The sequence below is a fragment of the Rhizobium sp. TH135 genome (assembly GCF_002855515.1).
Classification (GTDB): Bacteria; Pseudomonadota; Alphaproteobacteria; order Rhizobiales; family Rhizobiaceae; genus Allorhizobium.
Genome location: NZ_PKRP01000002.1, coordinates 706140 through 721456, shown reverse-complemented (window position 1 = coordinate 721456; position 15317 = coordinate 706140). Strand labels below are relative to the sequence as shown.

15 protein-coding genes are annotated in these 15317 nt (G+C 62.4%); 7 read left to right on the top strand and 8 right to left on the bottom strand.

Translation table 11 applies throughout. The annotated features are described in order from the left end of the window. Positions 1 to 9: 9 nt before the first annotated feature. Positions 10 to 930: a diacylglycerol kinase family protein gene (locus C0V73_RS08465; RefSeq protein ID WP_102019527.1), complete on the bottom strand. Its 921-nt coding sequence runs from the start codon at positions 928 to 930 to the stop codon at positions 10 to 12. A gap of 171 nt (positions 931 to 1101) precedes the next feature. After that, positions 1102 to 2466, bottom strand: a complete 1365-nt coding sequence (locus tag C0V73_RS08460; RefSeq protein ID WP_102019526.1) for an LLM class flavin-dependent oxidoreductase — start codon at positions 2464 to 2466, stop codon at positions 1102 to 1104. Between the two features lie 119 nt (positions 2467 to 2585). On the opposite strand from C0V73_RS08460, the gene C0V73_RS08455 reads away from it, so the two are divergent. Further along, on the top strand, positions 2586 to 3179 hold the full coding sequence (locus tag C0V73_RS08455) for an XRE family transcriptional regulator (protein ID WP_102019525.1): 594 nt from the start codon (positions 2586 to 2588) through the stop codon (positions 3177 to 3179). Between the two features lie 37 nt (positions 3180 to 3216). Here C0V73_RS08455 and C0V73_RS08450 read toward each other — a convergent pair whose 3' ends face one another. Further along, entirely contained in the window at positions 3217 to 3777 is a 561-nt protein-coding gene (locus tag C0V73_RS08450; protein ID WP_102019524.1) for a hypothetical protein, read from the bottom strand. 303 nt (positions 3778 to 4080) lie between these two features. On the opposite strand from C0V73_RS08450, the gene thrC reads away from it, so the two are divergent. The 4 genes from thrC (at position 4081) to C0V73_RS08430 (ending at position 10388) form a co-directional block, all read left to right on the top strand. Further along, complete coding sequence (thrC, locus tag C0V73_RS08445; protein ID WP_102019523.1) at positions 4081 to 5487, top strand: threonine synthase; 1407 nt, start codon at positions 4081 to 4083, stop codon at positions 5485 to 5487. 20 nt (positions 5488 to 5507) lie between these two features. Then, positions 5508 to 6806 (top strand): pitrilysin family protein, encoded by a 1299-nt coding sequence (locus C0V73_RS08440; RefSeq protein ID WP_102019522.1) that lies wholly within the window; start codon positions 5508 to 5510, stop codon positions 6804 to 6806. A 61-nt stretch (positions 6807 to 6867) separates the two neighbouring features. Continuing rightward, positions 6868 to 7479 (top strand): GNAT family protein, encoded by a 612-nt coding sequence (locus tag C0V73_RS08435; protein WP_102019521.1) that lies wholly within the window; start codon positions 6868 to 6870, stop codon positions 7477 to 7479. Continuing rightward, entirely contained in the window at positions 7476 to 10388 is a 2913-nt protein-coding gene (locus tag C0V73_RS08430) for an EAL domain-containing protein (protein WP_102019520.1), read from the top strand. Before C0V73_RS08435 ends, C0V73_RS08430 begins: the two co-directional genes overlap by 4 nt. 12 nt (positions 10389 to 10400) lie before the next feature. Here the strand turns inward: C0V73_RS08430 and C0V73_RS08425 are convergent, their stop codons facing one another. Then, entirely contained in the window at positions 10401 to 11036 is a 636-nt protein-coding gene (locus C0V73_RS08425; protein WP_102019519.1) for a LysE family translocator, read from the bottom strand. A gap of 105 nt (positions 11037 to 11141) precedes the next feature. Then, on the bottom strand, positions 11142 to 11747 hold the full coding sequence (locus tag C0V73_RS08420; RefSeq protein WP_102019660.1) for a YqgE/AlgH family protein: 606 nt from the start codon (positions 11745 to 11747) through the stop codon (positions 11142 to 11144). 231 nt (positions 11748 to 11978) lie between these two features. Here C0V73_RS08420 and C0V73_RS08415 point away from each other — a divergent pair, with 231 nt between their 5' ends. Both C0V73_RS08415 and C0V73_RS08410 read left to right on the top strand, forming a co-directional pair. Beyond that, positions 11979 to 12782 carry a protein-disulfide reductase DsbD domain-containing protein gene (locus C0V73_RS08415; protein ID WP_245407912.1) on the top strand — a complete coding sequence of 268 codons (804 nt, stop codon included), beginning with the start codon at positions 11979 to 11981 and terminating at the stop codon, positions 12780 to 12782. A gap of 72 nt (positions 12783 to 12854) precedes the next feature. Then, entirely contained in the window at positions 12855 to 13346 is a 492-nt protein-coding gene (locus C0V73_RS08410; protein WP_102019517.1) for a peroxiredoxin, read from the top strand. Between the two features lie 68 nt (positions 13347 to 13414). Here the strand turns inward: C0V73_RS08410 and C0V73_RS08405 are convergent, their stop codons facing one another. The 3 genes from C0V73_RS08405 to C0V73_RS08395 all read right to left on the bottom strand — a co-directional run bounded on the left by C0V73_RS08405 (position 13415) and on the right by C0V73_RS08395 (position 15248). Next, positions 13415 to 13723, bottom strand: a complete 309-nt coding sequence (locus C0V73_RS08405; RefSeq protein WP_102019516.1) for a Dabb family protein — start codon at positions 13721 to 13723, stop codon at positions 13415 to 13417. Between the two features lie 92 nt (positions 13724 to 13815). Further along, entirely contained in the window at positions 13816 to 14286 is a 471-nt protein-coding gene (gene rnhA, locus C0V73_RS08400; protein ID WP_102019515.1) for a ribonuclease HI, read from the bottom strand. Then, complete coding sequence (locus tag C0V73_RS08395) at positions 14283 to 15248, bottom strand: homoserine kinase (protein ID WP_102019514.1); 966 nt, start codon at positions 15246 to 15248, stop codon at positions 14283 to 14285. The genes rnhA and C0V73_RS08395 overlap by 4 nt, the downstream gene beginning before the upstream one ends. Positions 15249 to 15317 lie beyond the last annotated feature (69 nt).

The window sequence follows — 15317 nt, the reverse complement described above, 5'->3', positions numbered from 1 at the left end:
GCTTGGCTATCACGTCCTGATCGTCAGGGCGCCTGGCATGATTTCCGCGACGAAGCCGCCGCGGATCGGAGCCTCGCCGTCGACATCGATCGGAAAGCGGGCGGCGTCTCGCGGCCGAACCTCCACCCGACGGCCCTTGTGGAAGCTCAAGAGCGGATGGCCGACATGACCGGCCTTATGCAGGCGTCCCAGTAAATTCAGAAGACCGAAGACATTCTCTTCACGCATGACGGCAATTTCGAACTGGCCGTCGGCGACATCGGCGTCCGGCGTGATGTGCATGCCGCCGCCGAACCAGCCGCCATTGGCGATCGCCGTTAAGGCGAGTTTGCCGTGATGCACGCGCATGCCATCGATCAGCACCTCGAAGTCATAGGGCCGGTAGCGCAGGATCGCGAGTGCTGAATGGACGAGAAAGCGCAGCGGGCCGTTGAGGATGCGCATGCGACCCGGCGCGTTGACGGCCTCGACGATCTCGCCGGAAATGCCGACACTGGTGATATTGGCGAAGTAGCGGCGTTGCTCGGCACCGGCTGTATCCCGCGAAATAAGGAGACCTGCATCGATGCGGCGCAGGGGCGCGTTGGCGATGTGGTCGGCAAGGGCGGCGGGATCAGAGGCAAGCGCGAAGTTGCGGACGAAATCGCAACCCGTGCCGATCGGCAGGAAGGCGAGCGGCATATCAGGCCGCGTGGAGGACAGCACGCCGTCAACGACATCGCTGATCGTGCCATCACCGCCTGCGACCAGCAGGAGATCGTAGGGACCTGCGGCAAGCTCGCGGGCAAGCCGGCGAGCGTCGCCACTGGAGCGGCTCTCGTGGATCTCCATATCGGGAAAATGTCTGCGGAAGGCGGCGGACAACGGCACCCATTGCTTCCGGCCCAGACGACCGCCCGCAATGGGGTTTCTCACGACTGCAATTTTCAATCAGGTCTCCCCCGGAAGGCACCCCATCTAGGGCACTTCCACGCGCGCAAATGCCGGCTTGCGAATGTTCCCCACGGCAAGCGTCGGGTCGCAAACTAGCATTCGGCGAGGCGCGAGAGCAAGGCGAGGCGGCTGGCCCAGACTATGCCTTGCACAGGGTTCGACAGATGCTCAGCCCTGCCGCCAACTGTGCGTCGAGGCAACGTGCCGGCTGCTAAGACGTGGTTCGCCAAAGAGCTTCTGGCGCAGCGGTCCCTCGCGATATTCTGTCTTATAGAGGCCGCGCTCCTGCAGGCGGGGGACGACGAGTTCGATGATGTCGTCAAAGCATTCCGGCACGACCGTGCGGGAGAGATTGAAGCCGTCGACGCCGGTATCCTCGACCCAGTCGACCAGCCACTCGACCACCTGATCCGCCGAAGCGACCAGCGGCGGCTGGCGGCTGCCGAGCACCATCTGCTCGATCAGCTTGCGCTTGGTCCATTGCGGCCCTGCGGCGCGGTCCATGGCCTTGATGTTAGAGGTGATCGCCTGGCTTTTGCCGGTCTCGACAGGTTCATCCATGTCGAACTTGTCGAAGTCGATGCCCATGGATGCGGCGGCATGGGTGAGTGCGGCCTCGGAGCTGACGTAACGCTTGTAATCCTCGAACTTGTCCTGCGCCTCCTTCTCGGTGCGGCCGGTGACGATGGTAGCGCCGAGGAAGACCTTGATGTCGTCTCCGCTTCTGCCGAAGCCTTCCGCCCTTGCCCTGATATCGGTGACGATCTCGCGCACGCCCTCCTTCTTCTGGCCGTTGACGAAAACGCATTCGGCATGGGTGGCGGCAAACTGGCGGCCGCGCGGCGAGGAGCCGGCCTGGTAGAGCACCGGCGTGCGCTGCGGCGAGGGTTCGCTCAGATGATAGGCATCCACCTGGTATTGGCGTCCATGATGATGGACGGGGTGGACGCGTGACGGATCCGCATAGACCTGCGCGGCCTTGTCGGCGACCACGGCGGCATCTTCCCAGCTGCCTTCCCAGAGCTTGTAGACCACTTCCATATATTCATCGGCGAGATCGTAGCGATCGTCATGGGCCATCTGGCCATCGAGGCCGATCGCGCGGGCCGCGCTGTCGAGATAGCCGGTGACAATGTTCCAGCCCATGCGGCCGCCGGTCAGGTGGTCCAGCGTCGCCATCCGGCGGGCAAACAGGAAGGGTTGTTCATAGGTCAAGTTGGCAGTGACGCCGAAGCCGAGATGGCTTGTGACCGAGGCCATGGCCGGGACGAGCATCATCGGGTCGTTGACGGGGACCTGGACTGCACCGCGCAAGGCCGGCGCCGGACTGCCGCTCAAGACGTCATAGATGCCGACGACATCGGCGAGGAAGATACCGTCGAAGAGGCCTGCTTCCAGGCGCTTGGCATAGTCCGTCCAGTAAGCGAGGCTGTTGTATTCCATCGACCGGTCGCGCGGATGCGACCAGAGGCCCTGCTGGATGTGGCCGATGCAGTTCATGTCGAATGCGTTGAAATGGATCTCGCGTGCCACTTGTGTTTTATCCCTCTTCCATGCCTCGATAGATCCGATGGCTTGTGGACGCCCCGTCACCTATCTTATGTTCCCGTCCACTATAGAAGACGCACAAGACAGATTTGGCAAGGGCTGAGATGAACGATACGGCAGGCAAGTTCGAGAGCCATGATGAGCATCGCCAGGCACGCGCCATCGCCGAGCGTGTGCGGCTGGAACGCGATAGCCGCGGCTGGTCGCTGGCGGAGCTATCCGTCCGGTCCGGCGTGTCGAAGGCGATGATCAGCAAGGTGGAGCGATGCGAGGCAAGCCCGACGGCCACCGTGCTCGGGCGCTTGTCGGGCGCATTCGGCCTGCCGCTTTCAGTTCTGCTGGCGCTGGCCGAGCGGGAGGGAGACCAGTTGGCCCGCCATGCGGAGCAGCCGGTCTGGACTGATCCGGATACGGGCTATACGCGCCGGACCCTGTCTCCCGCCAATGGCGGCCAGCTGGAACTCTTGGAGGTGGTGCTGCCGGCTGGCGTCAAGGTGCCCTACCCGGCTTCCGCCTTCAGCTTCCAGCACCAGCAGATCTATGTTCTCGAGGGAAATCTCGACTTCATCGAGGGTACACGCAGCCATCGGCTTTCGACCGGCGACTGCCTGCAGCTCGGCGCGCCCGCTGACTGTGTCTTCATCAATGCCAGCGATCGCGCGATACGCTATCTGGTGGCGCTGACGCGGCGGGTCTAGGCGCCGATCTTCAGATTCGGCGCCTGTCGTTAGGAACTTACTTCTTCTTCGGCTGTTCGAAGCCGATGAACACACGGGTCATGCCGGAGACATTGCCGGGCACGTTGATCGCCTTGGTGTAGACGAACTGTGTCGGCGTGTTCACGTCGGCAAGCGATACCGGATACTGCTCGAGCTCGTTGAAGACTTCCTGGCCGCCATCGGTGACGGTGACGCGGACCGGCAGGTTGATCGTGCCGGCCTTGCCCTGCGGACCGGAGACGAGACGTCCCTGGATAAGCGCGTTGACGGTGAGTGTGGTCTCCGTGCGGGCGCAAGAGCGCGTCGAGTCGGCGAGCGAGGCCTGGAACACGACCTGCTCGGCATCGCCTTCTTTGCCGCGGGCATAGGAGCGATAAACAGCGGTGCCGTCACGGAGCGAAATCTGGGGGCAGAAACCCTGTACGAAAGCCTGCTGTGCAGGCGCTGCGGCGGGCGTCGCGGCGGCCGGTTCAGAGGACGAAAGCCCAAGACCGCCACCGAGGCTGCCAGCATTGCAACCCGAAAGAACCATCATCAGCGAAACGGCGACAACACCGCGCGACACGTTTACAGACACGAGACTTCACCTTCCGCATGCTCGGCCAGAGGCCGAAAAACAGTCAAACTTGAGGCTTTTCAGCGCCCTCGCGGATGGTCTATACCAGCGGCCACGACAAAAATCGATTGGGTAGCCGGCAATTTGCGTCAAATTTCAACCGGTCCTCAACCTCAGGCCTGCGGGCCGGCTCCGGCAAGCCCGCTTGCGATTGCCGGGCTTGCGAAATCTTGGCGAGCGCACTGGCGCAAACGGGCAAACCTCACTATCCGAAACGCCATAGATTTGACGGCGGCTTCGGCTCCGACTTTTTGAACGATAGGGATGAGCGACGTGGAATATATCTCGACCCGCGGCGAGGCTCCGAGCCTCGGCTTTTGTGACGCACTTCTGGCAGGCCTTGCCCGGGACGGCGGGCTTTATGTGCCGCGCGAATGGCCGCACATGTCGAAAAAGACGATCCGCGGGTTGCGCGGCAAGTCTTATGAAGAGGTCGCCTTCGAAGTCCTGCTTCCCTTCACCAATGGCGAGATCGAGCCGGAGATCTTCCGCGGGATGATCGACGAGGCCTATGCGACCTTCAAGCATCCGGCCGTCGCGCCGCTGGTGCAGACCGGGCCGAACGCCTTCGTGCTCGAACTCTTCCACGGCACGACGCTCGCCTTCAAGGACGTGGCGATGCAGCTGCTCGCGCGCTTGATGGACCATGTGCTGGAAAAGCGCGGCGAACGAGCAACCATCGTCGGCGCCACCTCGGGTGATACGGGTGGAGCCGCCATCGATGCCTTTGCCGGCCGCGCCCGCACCGACATCTTCATCCTCTTCCCGCATGGCAAGGTCTCGCCGGTGCAACAGCGCCAGATGACCTCGTCGAATGATGCTAACGTGCATGCCATCGCGCTCGAAGGCAATTTCGACGACTGCCAGAACCTCGTGAAGGCCATGTTCAACGACGTCGCCTTCCGCGACCGCGTCAAGCTTTCCGGCGTGAACTCGATCAACTGGGCGCGCATCATGGCGCAGGTGGTCTACTACTTCACGTCCGCCGTCGCACTCGGCGCACCCGACCGCAAGGTGTCCTTCACCGTGCCGACCGGCAATTTCGGCGACATCTTTGCCGGTTACGTCGCCAAGAAGATGGGCCTGCCGATCGACAAGCTCGTGATCGCCACCAATGACAACGACATCCTAGCGCGCACGATGAAGACAGGCCGCTACGAGATGAAGGGTGTCTCGGCGACCACTTCGCCATCGATGGACATCCAGATCTCGTCGAACTTCGAACGCCTGCTGTTCGAGGCCTATGGCCGCGATGCATCCGCCATCCGCTCGTCGATGGAAGGGCTGAAGCAGTCCGGCTCTTTCGAGATCAAGCCGGACGCTCTGAAGTTCATCCGCAAGGACTTCCGCGCCGGCCGAGCCACCCAAAAGGAGGTGGCGAAGACGATAAAGGCCGTGCTCGACGAGACAGGCTATCTGCTCGACCCGCATACCGCGGTTGGCGTGCATGTCGCGAAGAAATTCGAGAAGCCGCAGAGCCCGATGGTGGTGCTCGCGACCGCCCATCCGGCGAAATTCCCGGCGGCAGTAAAATCGGCCTCCGGTATTGACCCCGCGCTTCCGACATGGCTTGCTGATCTGATGGACAGGGAGGAGCGCTTCGAAATCTTGCCCGCGGACCTTAAAGCCGTCGAAAGCTTTGTCGGCGCACATGCCCGTGCGGACAGTTGAGAAGCGCAGAAAGACGGACCATGAATGTTGAGTGCACCCGGCTTGCCTCGGGTTTGACTGTTGTAACCGAGAACATGCCGCATCTGGAAAGCGTGGCTCTCGGCACCTGGATCAAATCCGGATCGCGCAACGAGACGGAGGGCGAGCATGGCATCGCGCATCTGCTCGAGCACATGGCTTTCAAGGGCACGAACAAGCGGACCGCCCGGCAGATTGCCGAGGAAATCGAGAATGTCGGCGGCGAAGTGAACGCCGCCACCTCGACCGAGACCACGTCCTATTACGCCCGCGTGCTGAAGGACAATGTGCCGCTCGCGGTCGATATTCTCGCCGACATCCTGACCGACAGCGTCTTCGACGAAGAGGAACTGGAACGCGAAAAACACGTCATCCTGCAGGAAATCGGTGCTGCCGACGACACGCCAGACGATGTCGTCTTCGATCGTTTCTCCGAGGAAGCCTATCGCGGCCAGACCATCGGGCGCAGCATTCTGGGCACGCCTGAAACGGTGCAGTCCTTCTCCAGCGACCAGATCCGCGCCTATCTCTCGCGCAATTACACCACCGACCGGATGTTCGTCGTCGCCGCCGGCAAGGTCGACCACGACGCCTTCGTCAAGCAGGTCGAGGAGCGCTTTGCCTCACTGCCGACGACCCCTTCGGCCACGCCGGTGATGGATGTGGCGCGCTATACGGGCGGCGAGTCGCGTGTTGAACGCGACCTCATGGATACGCAGGTCCTGCTCGGCTTCGAGGGCAAGGCCTACCACATGCGCGACTTCTATTGCTCGCAGATCCTGGCCAATATCCTGGGCGGCGGCATGTCGTCGCGGCTCTTCCAGGAAGTGCGCGAGATCCGCGGTCTCTGCTATTCTGTCTATGCCTTCCACTGGGGCTTTTCCGACACCGGCATCTTCGGCATCCATGCCGCGACCGGCGGCGAGAACCTGCCGGAACTGGTGCCGGTCATCATCGATGAATTGCGCAAGTCTTCCGAGCGCATCGACCAGCAGGAAATCGAGCGCTCGCGGGCGCAGATCCGTGCGCAGCTGTTGATGGGCCAGGAAAGCCCGGCCGCCCGCGCCGGCCAGATCGCCCGGCAGATGATGCTCTATGGCCGCACCATTCCGAACCAGGAGATGATGGAGCGGCTTGCCGGCATCACCACCGAACGCCTGACCGACCTCGCCGGACGCCTGTTCTTCGACACGGCCCCGACACTTTCGGCGATCGGCCCTGTCGACCACCTGGTTTCGCTCGATGAAATCGCAGGCGCCCTCACCCAACAGCCGGCCGGTATCCGCAAGGCTGTCGGCTGAACGCCGCATCCAATGAACTGGACCGGCGGGATCTTCGCCGGTTGTCGCTCGGGGATTGACCATGACGCGTTCGGTCTTTCGGTTTCTGTCCCGGCAGTCGGACATGCCGGAGCTTTACGGCGACCGGCATATGCTGCGCCTGCCGCGCTTTCGCGATTTCGAGCCATGGCACCAGTTGCGACGGGAGAGCCGCGCCTTCCTGCAGCCGTGGGAACCCCTGTGGCGTCCGGATGAACTCACCGAGCGGGCCTTCCGGCAGCGCGTGCTGCGTAATGAACAGGAATTTCACTCCGGCATGGCGGTGCCCTTCTTCCTCTTCGACAAGGAGGAAAACACCTTGCTGGGCGGGCTTACCATCGGTCTTATCCGGCGCGGTGCGGCGCAAAGCTGCATGATCGGCTACTGGATGGGCGAGCGCCATTCGCGGCAAGGCCACATGTTTGCCGCACTTCAACTGGCTATTCCCTACATCTTCGGGCCACTCGAGTTGCACCGTATCGAGGCAGCCTGTATTCCGGACAACGTCAACAGCCTGAGGCTACTCGAAAAGACGGGATTTGAGCGGGAAGGTCTTTTGCGCGACTATCTTAAAATCAACGGGGAATGGCGCGACCATCTGCTCTACTCCCGGATCGGCGCTCCGAAGGCGCGGAACGGCAAGACGTCCTCATGACACATACCGCAAACCGATTGCGCGCCGTGCCTCGCCTGGCCGCTCTCTGCATGGCTGCGTTCGCAGCGCTTTATGTCGGGCTTGCCGCCTCGGCGGCACTAGCCGTCGAACCCGTGAAGATCGCGCGTGACGACAATGCGCTGGATCTGACAGCGACGACGGAAATCTATACGAACCAGGGCGAGGCCTTCCAGGTTTCCACCGCCGCCGGTGCAGACGGCATCCGCCGACGCATCGAGGTGCGCTCGTCCACCGAGGGACACCAGGGCGACTGGGCCGTCTTTGCGCTCGCCAACGTCTCGGAAGAGCAGCTCGAGCGCGTGATCGTTGCGCCGCATTTCCGCCTGTCAGGCTCACGGCTGTTCTGGCCTGATCTGGGCTCGCAGCGGATCATGGCGATCACGCCATCGGAAGGCTTTGCGCTCGACCGCGTGCCGAGCCCGGATGCCGACGTGTTCCGCATCACGCTGAACCCCGGCACGGTCATCACCTTCGTCGCCGAACTCGCGACGCCGGAATTGCCGCAGATCTATCTCTGGGAACCGGATGCCTACAAGGACACGGTCAACGCGTTCACGCTCTATCGCGGCATCGTGCTTGGTATTGCCGGCCTGCTGGCGGTGTTCCTGACCATCCTCTTCGTCGTCAAGGGCACGTCGATGCTGCCGGCGGCAGCTGCGCTCGCCTGGGCGGTACTCGCCTATATCTGCGTCGACTTCGGCTTCCTCGAAAAGCTGATTTCGCTCACCGCTTCGGATGTTCGAATATGGCGCGCCGGGGCTGAAGTTGCGCTTGCCTCATCGCTGGTCATTTTCCTCTTCACCTACCTCAATCTCAACCGCTGGCACGTGCATCTCGGCTATGCGACGCTCGCCTGGATGCTGGGTCTGACGGTGCTGTTCGGCGTCGCGATCTTCGACCCTTCGGTGGCAGCCGGCATCGCGCGCGTCTCCTTCGCGCTGACGGGCGTGGTCGGCATCGGTCTCATCATATATCTCGGCATCAACCGCTACGACCGCGCCGTGCTTCTGGTGCCGACCTGGGCATTGATCTTGGTCTGGTTGTTCGGCGGCTGGATGACGGTGACCGGCCAACTCGACAACGACATCATCCAGCCGGCACTCGGCGGCGGACTGGTATTGATCGTTCTCCTGATCGGCTTTACGGTCATGCAGCACGCCTTTGCTGGCGGCGCCTATCAGCAGGGTCTATTTTCCGACCTGGAGCGCCAGTCTCTGGCGCTGACCGGCTCCGGCGACACCGTGTGGGACTGGGATGTGGCCCGCGACCGCGTGGTGACGAGCCCGGATGTTTCGATCAGGCTCGGCCTGTCGCCGGGCACAATGCACGGCCCCGCACGCAACTGGCTGCCGCGCCTGCATCCCGATGACCGCGACCGCTTCCGCGCCACGCTCGACGTGCTGCTCGAACACCGCAAGGGACGCCTCAGCCACGAATTCCGCATTCGCGCCGAGGATGGCCACTTCCACTGGCTGAAGATCCGCGCGCGGCCCGTGCTCGGATCGAACGGCGAAGTCATCCGCTGCGTCGGCACGATCATCGACGTCACCGAGCAGAAGAACTCGATTGACCGGCTGCTGGTCGATGCCATGCACGACAACCTGACGGGCCTGCCGAACCGCGAAGTCTTCCTCGACCGGTTGCAGGCGATCCTGTCGCTCGCCTCGACATCCGAGAGCGTTCGACCGACTGTGCTTGCCATCGACATCGACCGGTACAAGCAGGTGAACGACGCGCTCGGCATCGCTGCCGGCGACAATATTCTGATCGCGATCACGCGGCGCCTGCGCCGATTGCTGAAGCCCCAGGACACGCTGGCGCGGCTTTCGGGAGACGAATTCGGCCTGATCCTGGTGTCCGAAAAGGACCCCGCCAAGATCGCCGACTTTGCCGATGCTGTGTCCAAGGCGATCATGGTGCCGCTCAACTTTGCCAATCGCGAGATCAGCCTGACCGCCTCGATCGGCCTTGTTTCCTGGGTGGACCAGCAGGAGAGCGCTGCCAGCCTCCTCGCCGATGCGGAGCTTGCCATGTACCGGGCGAAGCGCACCGGCGGCAATCGCGTCGAGCCCTTCCGCCCGGCCTTCCGCACCGTCAGCACCGACCGGCTGCAGCTGGAGACGGACCTGCGCCGCGCCATCGAGCGCAAGGAGCTGTCGATGGCCTACCAGCCGATCGTCAGGCTCGCCAATGGCGAGATTGCCGGCTTCGAGGCCTTGATGCGCTGGGACCACCCGAAGCGCGGCACGATCTCGCCGACCGAGTTCATTCCGATCGCGGAGATGTCTGACCTGATAGAGCCGCTCGGCATGTTCGCGCTGGAACGTTCATCTAGCGACCTGATGGAGTGGGAACGCCAGACGGGTGAACTGCCGATCTTCGTCTCGGTCAACCTGTCGTCGGCCCAGCTGATCTCGAGCGAGATCTACAACGACATCCGCGCCATGCTGGTAAAGACGCAGTGCGATCCGAAGCGGATCAAGCTGGAGCTCACCGAAAGCGTCGTCATGGAAAACCCGGAACAGGCGCGCCTGATGCTGGAGAAGCTGAAGGATACAGGCATCAGCCTGGCGCTCGACGATTTCGGCACCGGCTATTCGTCGCTCGCCTACCTCACCCGCTTCCCCTTCGACACGATCAAGCTCGATAAGGCGCTGGTCTGCGACCAGTCGGACAAGAAGTCAGTGCTCCTGCGCTCCGTCGTCTCGATGGCGCGCGGGCTCGACATGCAGGTGGTGGCCGAGGGCATCCAGACCGACCAGGATGCTGCCGACCTTGCGATGATGGGCTGCGACTTCGGCCAGAGCTACCTGTTCGGGCCGCCGCTCGGGTCGGAATCGGTGCTCAGGCTGCTCAAAGAACGCTTTCCGCTGATGAAGCGGGCGTGAGGCGGATGGTCTTCACGTGCGCTGGAGGGCGACGTGAAGGCCGAGGCCGACGAGGATTGCGCCCCCTGCCCTTTGCAGATTGCGTTGCAGTGATGAAACCCGCGCCAGGCGTCTGGTGACGGTGCTGGCGGCCATAACGCAAGCCACATCGGCGATCGTGAACATCACATTGACCAGGGTGCCAAGGATCACGAACTGCAGCCAGACAGGGAAGCTCGCAGCAGGGTCAATGAACTGCGGCAGGAAGGCGAGGAAGAAAATCGCCGTCTTCGGATTGAGTACCTCGACCAGCATGCTTTCCAGGAAAGCACGGCCCGTCGATTTCTGCGCCAGCACTGCAACGGGCGTTGCGCCAACCGCCCTAGCCGCGCGGAACATGCGAACGCCGAGATAGATCAGGTAAGCAGCCCCTGCCAGCTTCACCGCCAGATAGAGCGTTGGGACGACATGGAAGAGCACCGACAGACCCGCTGCTGCGGCCACCACATGCACGTAACAGCCGACATGAATCCCTGATGTCGCCATCAGCCCTGCACGGCGGTCCGCTGCCAGCGTGCGGGCCGCGACATAGAGCATGGCGGGGCCCGGGATGAAGGCGAAGACGGCGGTGGTGATGAAGAAGGCGATGAGGATGTCGGTGGAGGGCATGGGGTGGGGTCTCAATTGGGCCGGACCCGCTGGTCAGGCACCAAGAGAATGACTACGCTCACTCAGCTTGCAAGCGGAAAGAACGCAACCAGCAGACTTGCTCCTTCAAGCGTGCCCCGCATCCATCGACAGCATGGCCGGGTTGATGCCCATAAGGGCTAGCGCCCGGTCGTATTTGTTGTCGAGGCTGCGGTCGAAGATCAGGCTTTCGGTGGCCGCGCAATGCAGCCAGCCGTTCTGGGCGATCTCCTCTTCCAGCTGGCCCGGCCCCCAGCCGGCATAGCCGAGCAGCATGGTCGCGTGGCGCGGGCCTCGGCCGTCTGAGATGGCGCGGACGATGTCGAGGGTGGCGGTGAGCGAGATGTCGTCGCTGACGGGGATGGAGCTGTCGGAGAGATAGTCATCGGAATGCAGGACGAAGCCGCGGTTCTGCTCCACCGGACCACCGCACTGGATGGGGAAATGGCGGGCGTGATCGGGCAGCATGATGGCGTCGTTGCGGTCGATCAGCTCTAGATGCAGCAGGAGATCGGCGAAGGTCACCGATTGCGCGCGGTTGATGATGAAGCCCATGGCGCCGGCATCCGAGTGGGCGCAGATATAGACGACGGCGCGGGCGAAATTGCCGTCTGCCATGCCCGGCATGGCGATCAGCAGGTTGCCATCCAGGAAACCGCGTTCTCTCAGACTGGTTTTAGACGACAATGCCATGCCCGCCTCCTTGGCTGCCTCGACGGCAATCGGCTTCATGCGTGGTTCAGATGTGGTCTCATATCCAAGATGAGGCAGAAGCGGATTGTGATCAACCCAAAATGATGAGCATGAAGCAAGCGTGACTGGCCAAGGCGAGAGTGATCTTCTAGAGCCGGTTAAATGAACTCGAAAACGGCAGTAGACATGTCTCGTTTCAGCCTGTCATGCGGCTTGCGCAGCGCTCGGCTCATGATGCTTTCCCTTGCGATCGGGCTTGCCTCGCTGGTCACGGCGGGTCCCGTAGCGGCTGCCAGCAGCGAATGGGCTGTCAATGAAGGTGGGCGGATGCGGCTGATCCTGCTGCCCGAAACCGGCGACGGCGTGCGGCACGGAGCCCTGGTGATCGAGCCGAAGCCAGGCTGGATTACCTATTGGAAGGAACCCGGCGACGTCGGGATCCCACCCGCGATCACGCCGGCTCCGGGCGTCTCCTACACGGTCGACAGCGTCGGCTTTCCGGTGCCGAAAGTGCTGATGAACGGTGACATGATCGATGTCGGCTACGACCATCCCGTCACGCTGCCGCTCACATTGAAGGATGCGCCGAACACATCCGGCGTGACCCTGAGTGCCTTTGTCGGCGTCTGCCAGAACATCTGCATTCCCTTCCAGGCCGATCTGACTGTTCCGGCGGATGAAGGCGGCACCGCCAATCCGGTGGAGGCGGCACTCATTGCTTCCGCGCAGTCGAAGGTACCGCCTGGCCCCTCCCCGGACTTCCATGTGATCGGGCATGAGCTCAAGCTGGACAACAAGGAGCTTGTCATTCGACTGAAGATGCCGGTTTCCGCGGAGGTGCCGCGCGTGTTTGTCAGCGGTCCGAGCGGGCATGTCTTCGTCAAGGCCTCGATGACTGCGGGGGCCTCGGGGGAAACGGTACTGACATTGCCGATCAAAAAACTGCCGAAGAAGTATCGGATCGCCGGCAAACACTGGGGCATCCTCGTCGTCAGCGACAGCCGCGCCATGGAAACCGTGCTTGCCTTTGAATGACCTCCACCTATATTCGCCTCGACCGCCGTCCGGAGGGGTTTCGGGCGGCTCAACGTAAGCGAGGACGATTTCATGACCATTGCCATTGGCGAAAAGCTGCCCCAGGCCACCTTCAAGGAAAAGACCGCTGACGGCCCGGTGGAAGTCACCACGGAACAGCTGTTTGCCGGCAAGAAGGTCGTCGTCTTTGCCGTCCCCGGTGCGTTTACCCCGACCTGCACGCTGAACCACCTGCCCGGTTATCTGGAGAACCGCGATGCGCTCATGGCGCGCGGCGTCGACGCGATTGCCGTGGTCTCGGTCAATGACTGGCACGTGATGGGCGCCTGGGCGCAGCATTCGGGCGGCATGGGCAAGATCCACTTCCTCGCCGACTGGGACGCCGGTTTCACCAAGGCAATCGGCCTCGACATCGACCTGTCTGGCGGCGGTCTCGGCGTACGCTCGAAGCGCTATTCGATGCTAGTGGAAGACGGCGTGGTGAAGAGCCTCAACATCGAGGAAAACCCCGGCCAGGCGACCGTGTCCTCAGCGGCCACGATGATCGAGCAGCTCGGCGCCTGAGCGGCAGAGCCTATCTTCCGACTTCGGAGGCCCGGGAAACCGGGCCTCTTTTCGTTTGAGCCCCGATATCAGTGGGCGAGGTCGAAGACGAGAATGCCAGCCAGACCGCCATCGGTGGCGCTTACGATACGCTCGCCGACTTCAATATGTTTCGGGTGCTTGAGATAGTAGTCGCGCACCATCTCGTCCTCGAAGGTGACGATGAAGCCGTCGTTGTAACCGCCACTCAGGCCCTCGGGCGAGACATTCGGTCCTGCCTTGACCTCCAGCATCCCCGGGACCACGTCACTCAAGGCCGTAATTGCGGCATAGATCGCCTGCTTCTCGGTCTCCTGAACTGCTGCCTTGAAGCGCAGGAATACGCAGTGCTGGATCATGGATGCCTCCCGTCGTGTTGGTTTGCGGGGAGCATAGGGTGAACGGAGGAAAGGGCAAGAGGGCGGCGCGACGCGCCATCCTCGCCCGACGCTCACTTCACCAGCAACGACTTCGGAAAGCCACCCGTCTTCTTGAAGGGCTCCATGCCTTTGCGGGCAAGCTCGTCGGCGCGTTCGTTTTCAGGATGGCCGGCATGGCCCTTGACCCAGTGCCATTTGACCTTGTGGCGCTGGTTGGCGACGTCGAGTGCCTGCCAGAGTTCGCCATTCTTGACCGGCTTCTTGTCGGCGGTCTTCCAGCCGTTCTTCTTCCAGCCGAAAATCCACTTGGAGATGCCGTCCATGACATATTTGCTGTCGGTGTAGAGGTCGACTTCGCAGGCGTCCTTGAGCGCATTCAGCGCTGTAATGGTGGCGAGCAATTCCATGCGATTGTTGGTGGTATCCGCCTCGCCGCCGCAGAGCTCCTTTTCGGTTTCGCCATAGCGCAGAACCGCGCCCCAGCCGCCAGGGCCGGGATTACCCGAGCAGGCACCGTCGGTGAAGATGTCGACATGTTTCATGAAATCAGTCCGTATTCGGAGGCATTGGTCACGGCGCGATGGAAGCGTAGCTTGCGCAGATATTCGAGCGGGTCCTTCTTGACCACCAGCGCGCCTTCGGGCGTCGTCAGCCAGTCATAGAGGCGCGTCAGGAAGAAGCGCAGCGCCGAGCCGCGGCAAAGGACCGGCAGGCTTGCGATCTCGTCAGCGGACAGCGGGCGCACCGAGAGATAACCCTCGATCATCGCCTTGCCCTTGGTGATGTTGTAGGCACCGTCCTTCTCGAAGCACCAGGCATTCAGGCAAATCGACAGGTCATAGACAAGGAAGTCGTTGCAGGCGAAATAGAAGTCGATCAGGCCCGAGAGATCATCGCCGAGGAAGAAGACGTTGTCGGGGAAGAGGTCGGCATGGATAACGCCTGATGGCAGCTCTTTCGGCCAGTGGGCGGCGAGGAAATCGAGCTCGGCGCCGATCTCGTCTTCGAGCCCGGTCTCGACCTCGTCGGCGCGGGCCTCGGACTTTGCCCAGAGCGTCTGCCAGCCTTCCAGCGAAAGCGCATTGGGGCGGGTGAGTTCAAAGCCTTCGCTGGCCACATGCATGGCAGCGAGCGCCTTGCCAACTTCGCGGCAGTGCTGGGCTTCCGGCTTGCGCAGCCACATGCCTTCCAGGAAGGAGATGAGAGCAGCGGGTCGGCCGGAGAGTTCGCCGAGCAGCGCGCCATCCTTACGCGGCAAAGGCAGCGGGCAGGACAGGCCGCGTTCCGACAAATGATGCATCAGGCCGAGGAAGAAGGGCAGATCGTTGCGGTCCACGCGCTTCTCATAAAGCGTCAGGATCAGCGGCTGCTTCGTCGTGTGCAGCAGGAAATTGGTGTTCTCGACGCCTTCCGCGATGCCCTTGTAGGACAGGAGTTCGCCCGCGTCATATTGCGCGAGGAAGGCCTTGAGATCGATTTCGTTGATGTCGGTGTAAACTGCCACAGCTTTGAGGTTCCGTGCCGCTTCGGGGATGGCCGAGTCCTATAACGGGTGCGGCGCGCATGCCAGCCC